Below are 9,411 nucleotides of genomic sequence, written 5' to 3' on the forward strand. Positions count from 1 at the left end.
CTATCAATTAGATGCGTTAGTGCCAAGATTAGTGTATGCATCAGCCTTGACACCGCCAATGCCAGGGCGGCTGCTAAAATTGGCTGAAGCTTATTGGTAATCAGAATTTGTTATGGAAACAACGCGATTCCTCCCCGCATTGCCCTTGAAAATTCAAGCACCACTCCCCATAATTCCAAAAATCGTAGGGGAACAATATTTTTAATTTTTTGTCATTGTCCATGATACTGTCAGGCTTAACTTACCTGGACAGCGCATTAGCCATGATAGAAACAGTGTTCTTTTATTTATCGCAAAATCGGCTACTATGTGTTTGATAACGCCACCTGCCTGACTGTAAGCACCTGTGCTGTAATCAAACGAGAGAATTTTTTATGTGGGGTTATCAAAAATGGCAAACGAAACGTCTAAACCGGCTGTAAAACCTGAAGCACAGAACACACCGGAAATTGAAAACGATGCGGACGATATTTTTGAAGAAGGTGAGTTTGTCCCCTTAACAGAGGAAACCGATAAAGAAACTATCCGAAGGGATGCCCGAAGAAAAATTGAGATCTATTGGGAAAAGAAACGCTTAAGAGAACAGTTTGAAGATTTTGATGACTCTGAGTTTGGATTTTAAAGCGACCGGGCAGTCCTTTAACCTGCCGCCCTCGCACAATGATACCGATAACGATGATGCCTAACCTTTACCCCGCGTACGTGTCCGAACAGGGGATTTCGGTGTCACTGTTTCCAAGGACTCAAAGCGTTTTTCAATAAATTCTATAATCAGTCCAGCAATGTCCTTGCCGCTGACGTTTTCAATTCCTTGCAGTCCTGGCGAGGAATTGACTTCCATAATCACGGAACCGTGATTGGAGCGCAACATATCAACGCCGCACACATTCAGGCCCATAATCTTTGCCGCCCGCACGGCGGTAGAACGCTCTTCCGGCGTTAAGCGAACTAAACTGCCAGAGCCGCCACGGTGCAAATTCGACCGGAATTCACCTTCACCTCCCTGCCGCTTCATCGCAGCTACCACTTTGTCGCCAATGACAAAACAGCGGATATCGCTGCCTTTGGCTTCCTTGATAAATTCTTGCACCATAATATTGGCCTTTAAGCCCATAAATGCTTGGATAACACTTTCAGCGGCATTGTGTGTCTCAGCCAGCACCACACCAATGCCTTGCGTCCCTTGCAACAACTTGATGACCAGCGGCGCACCGCCTACCTGGGCGATCAGGTCGGCAATGTCATCGGGATTGCTGGCAAAACCCGTCACCGGCAAACCGATGCCTTTCCTGGCGAGCAACTGCATAGAACGTAGTTTGTCGCGGGCCCGGGATATCGCCACCGACTCATTCAAGGGCATGACATTCATCATCTCAAACTGACGCAATACCGCTGTCCCGTAGAAAGTCACCGACGCACCGATTCGTGGAATAACCGCATCAAATCCCGTCAATGCCTCACCACGATAATGGATAGATGGGTTATGCGAAGTGATATTCATATAACACCTTAAAACATCCAAAACACGGACTTCATGCCCACGCGCTTCAGCGGCTTCGACCAAGCGTACGGTCGAGTAAAGTTTGGCATTGCGGGACAAAATGGCGATCTTCATTAACTGCTACAAACCAGGGCGGCGAAAAGTGGCATATTCTGTCATGAAACACGACGAGCTGCATTAAAGAATGGCTGGCTTTATAGGGCAAACCCCTTAACCAACCCAAACAACCCTAATGGGGCATAAGATGGGCAAAAACTCAAGCTTGGTCTATAGTCACACCATGATTTACCGCACTTTTCCATCCAGTATGCATTACTCAGGAGGCGCCATGGCTAAGCCAGTTATTTTTCATAACCCACTCTATGAATTGTTGAGATCTGAACGGGTCGACGAGTTCAACGAACGCAAAGCGGCCGGTGAAGCTACCGAAGGTTTACTAAGCGGCGGCGACTTTCGCGGCCTTGACTTACGAAACCTTGATGCGGATGGGCTAGACCTTCGCGACGGCTATTTTCGGGGCGCTGACTTGCGTGGAATTGATTTTAGGAAAACTAACATCGAGGGCGCCAGTTTTTGCCAGGCACAAATTTCAGGTTGCTACTTCCCAATAGAAGTTCCATCTGAGGAAATCCGGCTGTCCATCGACCTTGGGATACGCATTCGTTACCACAACCGTTGATTATTAGACCACGAAAAAATTTATTTGAAGATTCAAAAGCACTGTATGGAAATCAACGAAAAAAAAGGAAGGACAAATTACATATTCATTGATTACGAAAATGTACAACCTTCATCATTGTCTTTACCACCCGATTATCCTTTCAAAGTTCTTCTATTTATCGGGGCAAATCAAACAAAGATTTCAGTTGAATTGGCAGCTTCAATGCAAGAATTGGGTAAAAATGCCGAGTACATAAAAATTGAAGGCAATGGGAAAAATGCTTTAGATTTTCATGTTGCTTTTTATCTTGGCAAGTTGTTTGAAAAGGACCCAAACGGTTATTTTCATATTATCTCTAAAGATTCTGGATTTGACTTACTAATTAAACATTTACGAGAAAGAAGAGTTCTAATTCAAAGATATAATCAAATTAATGACATTCCCATATTAAAAATATCCAACTCTAAAACATTAAGCGAAAAGACGGAAGAAATCGTACGATTTCTAATTAATCGAGGCAACGCAAAACCCAGAAAGCTAGAAAACCTATCAAATGCAATCAATGCTCTTTTTATGAAAACATTAGACGCAGAAGAGCTAAATAATCTAATAAAAGAATTAATTAGAAGGGATTTGGTAGTTATTGATGGCAGTAAAGTTCATTACAAATTGACAAGTGATGAACCATGATTTGAACCACTCGAACTCAGAAAGCTATTCCCTTCCAGCCTTTTCCAAATCCAAAGCCGCCTGATAAAGCAGTTTTTTTCTTGCCCCGGTAATTTCCACTGCCAACTCAACGGCAGTTTTGGTAGAACATTTGCGCATCAATACAAGGAGTATATTTAACTGCTCTGGGCTGAGGGCATCATCTTCTTTTCTAACTTTGGTTGCACCGTCGACGATAACCACAAACTCGCCTTTACGCATGTTTTCGTCTTGCGTCACCAATTCCAGCGCATTGGCTAATGGGGTTTTGACAATGGTTTCGTGCAGCTTCGTGAGTTCCCTTGCGATAACGACCTGCCGATCAGGCGGCAAAACTGTCGCCATATCCTGCAATGCCGCCAAGATACGGTGACTGGATTCGTAAAACACCCAGGTCGTCGCGGCACCAAGCCTTTCCGTGAAAAAGGCTTTACGTGCCGAAGAGGTACGCGGCAGAAAACCCTCGAAGGAAAATTGCGTAACCGGTAAACCCGCCGCAGACAATGCCGCAATTAAAGCGCATGCGCCTGGTATGGGCACAACATCCAATCCGGCATCTTTAATCTTCTGGACCAGCGGCAATCCAGGATCGCTCAGCAACGGTGTTCCGGCATCGGAAACCAGGGCGATTGAAAGCCCGCTACGCAGCTTTTCCAGCAGATAAGCGGCCACCTTTTCCTCATTGTGTTGATGGAAAGACATTATCTTATTGCTAATGCCGTAATGATTTAGCAGTAACTTCACATGACGGGTGTCTTCGGCGGCAATCAGGCCAACCTGTTTTAACGTCTCAACGGCCCTGAAGCTTATATCGGCTAAATTACCTATTGGGGTTGCAACAACGTATAATTTGCCGGGATGATTTGACATACACTCTGTAATTGGAATAATTTCTGTCTCAATGAAGGTAAATCCTATGAGCCGTAACTTAATTTGTTTTTCGCTTTCCTGGATATTGCTGTTATCGGGCTGTGTAAAACTGCCAGACGACTATGAATTGTACCAAGAACAGCCATCGTCTTGGACAATTGAACAAAATAGCACGCGTTTACAAAATATAGGTAGATTGGTTCAGACTGGAAAGGGCAATGTCGCCAAGCAACAGGCTGATGTAATCAACACGGCTGAATTAACGCCAGGACAGCAAGCACAATTTAACTTGCTATCAGCCCAAATCCTGCTTAGCTTTGGTGAAGTCGAACAAGCACTAGTCAAGCTGACAGCCACGGATACCGGGCAACTGGGTATCAGCGATAAGGTCAAATTCTACCAATCCCAAGCTTTTGCTTATTCCTTGTCGGGCAATTTGCTGGGAAGTTCCACAGCCAGGGTTGCTCTAGACGCTTTTTTGCCCACGCCTGACGAAAGGAAAAAAAACCAAGGCGTGATTCTCGAAACATTGGGTTTATTGCCCGAAACCCTTGCGCACAATCAGCAATTCCAATCATCGGGCCTAGCCGAATGGGTGTCTATCGCCAAAATCCTGTCGTCAAGAAACCAGAACCCGGCTAAATTTAATGCCGCACTGGCAAACTGGAAGGCACTCAATCCCGACCATCCAGCTAACCTCTACTTGGCGACGGTCGCAAATATGCCGGAAGATTCAGAGACGATGCCCGCATCTATCGCCATTTTATTGCCGGAGTCCGGCCCTTTTTTGGATGCCGCCAAGGCAATCAAGGCAGGGTTTTTGGCTGCACACAGCGGCCAATATAACGGTGGAATTAAACCCGAGCTGCATTTCTATGGCACCGTGAAAGGCAAGATTTCTGAGTTGTACCAAAAAGCGGTGCTGGAAGGCGCAAAGCTGGTTATTGGGCCATTGAATAAAGAGGATATCCAAAGCCTGGCCAACTCAGCCATTTTGGATATTCCGGTACTGGCGTTGAATCATGTACCCAACCTTAGTAAACAAAACTTGTATCAGTTCGCCATCAGCCCGATCGATGATGTGGCCGAAATCACTAAAAAAGCCGCTATGGACGGACACAAAAAAGCCGCATTGCTGATCCCCAATAACGATCAAAGCAAACGAGTTTTATCTTATTTTATCGAAGATTGGCAGGCACTCAACGGCATTATCCTAAAAAAACAAATATACGACCCGCAAAAGACAAATTTCCTTTCGGCTATCGATTACCTGATAGGCACTAACCCAAGCGATAGCCGCGCCAACACTGCGCAGATGTCAGTCTCGACCATCCCATACACCCTACCGCGCCAAGATGATATCGATGCCTTGTTCTTAAGTGCTTACGGTAAGGAAGGCGGCTCAATCAACTCGCTCATACCTAAAACCCGCAATCTACCCGTATACGCCTTACCGACTATTTACTCGGGCATACCTGACCCTGCGAGCGACGCACTACTCAACGGAATCACTTTTTGCGATATACCCTGGCTGTTTAATGGCGCCTACAGCGGCGAACTCAGCATGCTGTCGCTTAGGGATATTTTGAACCAATTCCCCATGTCCTATATTCGGTTAGTGGCAATGGGCATTGATGCTTACCATCTTGCGGGGCGATTGACGACCCTGAATACCACCCCTTATCCCGGTGCAACGGGAAACCTTACTTTAGATAGCGATAACCGAATCAAACGCAGCTTGGTTTGCGCTAAGTTTGTAAGAGGACAACCTGAGCTTATTGGCTTTACCCATAGCCCGACTGCAGGCAATGACAGCCATACCAATTTGACAATTCCTGCGAATACGCCATAGTGTTAGGTTCGATCAAAGAAAAAGCGGCACACTTAGTCCGCGGCAAAAACGCGGAAGGCCAAGCCCAAGATTTTTTGGTCGGCAAGGGCTTGAAACTGGTCAGCCGTAATTATCGCTGCAAACAAGGCGAGCTTGACCTTATCATGAACGATGGGCGCACACTGGTGATTGTCGAAGTGCGTTACCGAAAATCCGACGTTTACGGCAGCGCCCTTGAGAGCGTCACTGCCAGCAAACAAGCCAAAATAATCGCCGCGACCCAGCATTACCTGTCGACAATTCGGCGCGACTGCCCATTGCGTTTTGATGTAGTCGCAATCTCTGGTAATGGCAGCATCAACTGGATAAAGAACGCTTTTTAATCTTAAATACAGCAACCATGACCTTACAAAACCGGATTATCAACCAATTTACAGACAGCATCCAAACCAAGCAGGATGCGTTAGGGGAACTGTGCGAGTTGATTGAGCTTGCCTCACAACGTATGGTGTCCGCACTATTGAACGACCGGAAAATTTTAACCTGCGGTAACGGCCGCTCCGCCGCTTCAGCCCAGTTACTTTCGTCCAACTTGATGAATCATTTCGAACGCGACCGCCCGTCTTTACCTGCGATTGCCTTGACTACCGACACAACAACCTTAACCGCCATCACCAATGATTACAGCTACGAAGAAGTGTTCTCCAAACCTATCCGGTCACTGGGGCAAAGCGGCGATGTTTTAGTCACTTATACCGATGGCAATCATTCTTCCAATATTGCCAAGGCAATCGTCATAGCCCATAGCAAAGATATTTCCATCATCTCGTTCACCGGCGAAAAAAGCGAGGTCATTTCAGGGTTATTGACCGAACGGGACCTAGAGATACGCGTTCCCTCCGGTTCAGCCATACGAACCTTTGAAGTACACGTTTTGATAACAAATTGCTTATGTGATTTGATTGACCATCAGTTGTTCGATGGAATGGGTTGAACCCACAGGGCTTAAGTTTTGTATAACTCGCCACTGCGATCCATATTACCCGTTTGGCTATACAGCAACGGCCATCCCGAATTCAGTTCCGCCGCCGCTACCACTTCGCAAACCGCAATTTTATGGTCGCCTGCATCCGTCGTGTGGCTGAGCTTGCAGTCGAAATAAACCAAGCCATCGGACAATATGGGGGCAGCTGCCTCTCTGGTTTGCCAGCGGTATTTGGTCATTTTTTCCTTAACCCCGGGTTGGCCGAAATGCGCGGCTATTGCCAGATGGTCTTGCCCCAAAACATTGACCGTACAAACGCCGCTAGCTTTTAGCAATTGGTAGGAATAATGCCCAGGATTGATGCTGTACGCAATCATCGGCGGATCAAAAGATGCCTGCATTACCCAGGCCGCAGTAAATGCGTTTTGTTCTTTACCATGCGTGACTGAAATGACGTAAACCCCATGCGTAACGTAGTTGAACAACGCGCGGGCATTTTCTATCATTCGAACACGCCTGGCGAACGCGCTATTAGGTTGATACGCATGGACAAATCAATCGCCCTAACATGCTTGGTCAATGCGCCGACGGAAATATAATCAACGCCGGTTTCGGCAACGCCACGGATATTTTCCAACGTGATATTGCCGGAAACCTCTAAGGCGATATTGCCATAATTCAAGGCAACCGCTGATTGCATTTCGTCCAAGGTGAAATTATCCAGCATAATCCGGTCAGGTTTGGCGGCGACGGCCTCCTGGAATTCCACCAATGATTCCACCTCCACTTCCACCGTAGCGTTAGCCTGCTTCCGCGCCAGATGTACCGCTTTGGCGATTGAACCTGCCGCTATAATGTGATTTTCCTTGATTAACACGCCATCATACAAACCCATCCGATGGTTATGACAACCGCCACAGGCAACGGCATATTTTTGGGCATTCCGTAAGCCTGGGATGGTTTTACGGGTATCCAGCACCTTGCACCCTGTTCCAGCAACCGCATCGGCATATTGCCTCGCCACCGTTGCCGTGGCGGACAATGTCTGCAACAGGTTTAACGCTGTGCGCTCACCTGTCAACAATGCCCTTGCAGAACCGTCGAGATCACATAAGGTCGTCCCCGCCGCCACAGGTTCACCTTCGGCTACGTGCCAAACAATTCGAGTGTCGCCATTCAACGCCATAAATACGGCATTAAACCACGGCTGCCCACAGACGACCATCGCTTCCCGCGTCATCACGATAGCCTCAGCTTGCGCCGCTTCAGGGATGATCGCGGCGGTAATATCGCCCGTGCCTATGTCTTCTTGCAGGTAGGCGACGATGTCAGGGACGGGGGTTGCGGTCATTTTTTGCTTGTCATTGTCTGCATTTTTTCTAGCATGACCAACACGATATCTTTTAACTCGATTAACAGGCGCCCAATAATCGACATCAGCTTATTAAATTTTTCTTCATAACCCGCTTCAGCCAATTCGGATTTTATGCGCTGATAATGCACCCCGATACCGTCAACGTAAACGGGCTTATACAACCACATTTCCAAGATGGAGGTCGCCCACATGAACATGAAGGACACGCCCATGCCCATACCGGCAAAAATGACCAGCCAGGCGAACATAGGGAAGAACTTGGTCAGCCACCAGGATACAATGTCCGTCACTAAGAACACATAAGGCATACCAACGGCAATACATTTGTACTTGACCTCGGTGGTCTCCGAAAAGCTGAAAATAATGCCGACAAACATAAAAATAAAGCTGATGCCAAACATGTGGATATGCGATCCGCGTGTCAGCGATCCCAGCGTGGCGCCTTCATCCTGGGCGGTCAACGCTTTCAGTTGTTTGTAATCATTAAAGTTGGGGATACCCGAAGCCTCTTTGTTATGGCACATCACACAACGTGCCTGGACAATTTGTTCGATGCCGTTGTCTTTATAGGCATCGCTATCCGCCCCGTCCCTGACCCACTGGATGATGTCAAAACGCTCCTGGTCGGGGGCCTTGTCGCTCATGGAACCGTCCAGCTTTTGCTCCAAAACCGTTCCTGAACGGTTTCCGTAATAGCTGTAAACAATGTCGTCCACCGACAAGCCAAACTTACCGTCCGCCATCCCGTGGGTCAGCAATATCTGGATGAGGGCAAACATATAACCAATGCCAACGGTAATCAAATAACCGGAAAACAACACCTTGATCGGGGTGTCGTGGTCTTTTAAGGGAGTATATTTTGGAGGCATGTTTTTCCTAATTATTTGAATAATATGGTAGGGTGCGTTTCACGCACCAGGTATCGGCACATTTAAGACATTTGTAAAACATTCGGCATTTGCCGATCTATCGCGATTGCTTTGGTGCATGGAATGCACCCTACGAAACTCGAATTAATAGGGCAACGGACGCACATAGATCAATAAATAGGTGGACACCCGTAGTTCTATTCCAAAAATAAGCACGAGAGTAACAACCTTGTCTAGCCCGCTCAGACAAGCCAACCTCGCTCATATTTCTGAATGCATCATGGAGTGCGCTTTGATATTTTTCATTGTTGTTGTCCAACGCCGCGATCAGTACTGTCCTTAACTTCTCGAGTTGATCCGCGCACCTCAGCAGAAAGTTGAGATGGCCCAAATTGAATGCCCATACTCCAAAAAACACGGCCAACCCATTCACCAAGGAAAGTGTGTGGCCAAAACCATAGTTTCCAGCAGCAAACTGAACCGCTGTGTAAACAGCCCACAATGTATAGTACTGTGTCTGCTTGCTTACGATGAGGTCTACAATTTTCGGTAGTTCAATTTTCGATAATAGCGAATCAGCGTCAAGTGTATTATCTATTGTGGATTCGTGC

General features: G+C 47.0%; 12 protein-coding genes and 1 pseudogene. 7 read left to right on the forward strand and 6 right to left on the reverse strand.

What is annotated here, in order from left to right:
- Both MGMO_RS20700 and MGMO_RS16620 read left to right on the forward strand, forming a co-directional pair.
- Positions 1-100 (forward strand): annotated as a pseudogene (locus MGMO_RS20700) (IS1595 family transposase); the annotation flags it as partial.
- Positions 101-391: 291 nt separating this feature from the next.
- Positions 392-622, forward strand: a complete 231-nt coding sequence (locus MGMO_RS16620) for a PA3496 family putative envelope integrity protein (protein ID WP_023496233.1) — start codon at positions 392-394, stop codon at positions 620-622.
- 60 nt (positions 623-682) lie between these two features.
- Here MGMO_RS16620 and rimK read toward each other — a convergent pair whose 3' ends face one another.
- Entirely contained in the window at positions 683-1,615 is a 933-nt protein-coding gene (rimK, locus tag MGMO_RS16625) for a 30S ribosomal protein S6--L-glutamate ligase (protein WP_023496234.1), read from the reverse strand.
- 214 nt (positions 1,616-1,829) lie between these two features.
- Here rimK and MGMO_RS16630 point away from each other — a divergent pair, with 214 nt between their 5' ends.
- Positions 1,830-2,180: a pentapeptide repeat-containing protein gene (locus tag MGMO_RS16630; protein WP_023496235.1), complete on the forward strand. Its 351-nt coding sequence runs from the start codon at positions 1,830-1,832 to the stop codon at positions 2,178-2,180.
- Between the two features lie 45 nt (positions 2,181-2,225).
- Entirely contained in the window at positions 2,226-2,852 is a 627-nt protein-coding gene (locus tag MGMO_RS16635; protein ID WP_023496236.1) for a PIN domain-containing protein, read from the forward strand.
- Positions 2,853-2,876: 24 nt separating this feature from the next.
- Here the strand turns inward: MGMO_RS16635 and rsmI are convergent, their stop codons facing one another.
- The gene (gene rsmI, locus MGMO_RS16640; protein ID WP_023496237.1) at positions 2,877-3,740 is read right to left on the reverse strand and encodes a 16S rRNA (cytidine(1402)-2'-O)-methyltransferase; all 864 of its coding nucleotides are present in this window, start codon (positions 3,738-3,740) and stop codon (positions 2,877-2,879) included.
- A gap of 46 nt (positions 3,741-3,786) precedes the next feature.
- Here rsmI and MGMO_RS16645 point away from each other — a divergent pair, with 46 nt between their 5' ends.
- From MGMO_RS16645 to MGMO_RS16655, 3 genes are read left to right on the forward strand one after another with little or no spacing between them, the layout of a single operon-like run.
- On the forward strand, positions 3,787-5,592 hold the full coding sequence (locus tag MGMO_RS16645; protein WP_023496238.1) for a penicillin-binding protein activator: 1,806 nt from the start codon (positions 3,787-3,789) through the stop codon (positions 5,590-5,592).
- Entirely contained in the window at positions 5,589-5,954 is a 366-nt protein-coding gene (locus MGMO_RS16650; RefSeq protein WP_036308477.1) for a YraN family protein, read from the forward strand. Before MGMO_RS16645 ends, MGMO_RS16650 begins: the two co-directional genes overlap by 4 nt.
- 17 nt (positions 5,955-5,971) lie before the next feature.
- Entirely contained in the window at positions 5,972-6,565 is a 594-nt protein-coding gene (locus MGMO_RS16655; protein ID WP_023496240.1) for an SIS domain-containing protein, read from the forward strand.
- An 11-nt stretch (positions 6,566-6,576) separates the two neighbouring features.
- On the opposite strand, the gene MGMO_RS16660 is transcribed toward MGMO_RS16655, so the two are convergent.
- The 4 genes from MGMO_RS16660 to MGMO_RS20705 form a co-directional block, all read right to left on the reverse strand.
- Complete coding sequence (locus MGMO_RS16660) at positions 6,577-7,062, reverse strand: flavin reductase family protein (protein ID WP_023496241.1); 486 nt, start codon at positions 7,060-7,062, stop codon at positions 6,577-6,579.
- Positions 7,059-7,907, reverse strand: coding sequence for a carboxylating nicotinate-nucleotide diphosphorylase (gene nadC, locus MGMO_RS16665; RefSeq protein ID WP_023496242.1), 849 nt, complete (start codon positions 7,905-7,907; stop codon positions 7,059-7,061). The genes MGMO_RS16660 and nadC overlap by 4 nt, the downstream gene beginning before the upstream one ends.
- On the reverse strand, positions 7,904-8,800 hold the full coding sequence (locus MGMO_RS16670; protein WP_023496243.1) for a hypothetical protein: 897 nt from the start codon (positions 8,798-8,800) through the stop codon (positions 7,904-7,906). Before MGMO_RS16670 ends, nadC begins: the two co-directional genes overlap by 4 nt.
- Positions 8,801-8,930: 130 nt before the next feature.
- Positions 8,931-9,411 (reverse strand): hypothetical protein (locus MGMO_RS20705; RefSeq protein ID WP_036308479.1); only part of this gene is annotated, 481 nt, incomplete at its 5' end.

Source organism: Methyloglobulus morosus KoM1 (genome assembly GCF_000496735.2).
Taxonomy (GTDB): Bacteria; Pseudomonadota; Gammaproteobacteria; order Methylococcales; family Methylomonadaceae; genus Methyloglobulus; species Methyloglobulus morosus.

Bases quoted from the DNA above. Each gene is read 5' to 3' on its own strand.
- MGMO_RS16620 (WP_023496233.1), top strand. From the start codon at position 392: ATGGCAAACGAAACGTCTAAACCGGCTGTAAAACCTGAAGCACAGAAC.
- rimK (WP_023496234.1), bottom strand. From the start codon at position 1,615: ATGAAGATCGCCATTTTGTCCCGCAATGCCAAACTTTACTCGACCGTA.
- MGMO_RS16630 (WP_023496235.1), top strand. From the start codon at position 1,830: ATGGCTAAGCCAGTTATTTTTCATAACCCACTCTATGAATTGTTGAGA.
- MGMO_RS16635 (WP_023496236.1), top strand. From the start codon at position 2,226: ATGGAAATCAACGAAAAAAAAGGAAGGACAAATTACATATTCATTGAT.
- rsmI (WP_023496237.1), bottom strand. From the start codon at position 3,740: ATGTCAAATCATCCCGGCAAATTATACGTTGTTGCAACCCCAATAGGT.
- MGMO_RS16645 (WP_023496238.1), top strand. From the start codon at position 3,787: ATGAGCCGTAACTTAATTTGTTTTTCGCTTTCCTGGATATTGCTGTTA.
- MGMO_RS16655 (WP_023496240.1), top strand. From the start codon at position 5,972: ATGACCTTACAAAACCGGATTATCAACCAATTTACAGACAGCATCCAA.
- MGMO_RS16660 (WP_023496241.1), bottom strand. From the start codon at position 7,062: ATGATAGAAAATGCCCGCGCGTTGTTCAACTACGTTACGCATGGGGTT.
- nadC (WP_023496242.1), bottom strand. From the start codon at position 7,907: ATGACCGCAACCCCCGTCCCTGACATCGTCGCCTACCTGCAAGAAGAC.
- MGMO_RS16670 (WP_023496243.1), bottom strand. From the start codon at position 8,800: ATGCCTCCAAAATATACTCCCTTAAAAGACCACGACACCCCGATCAAG.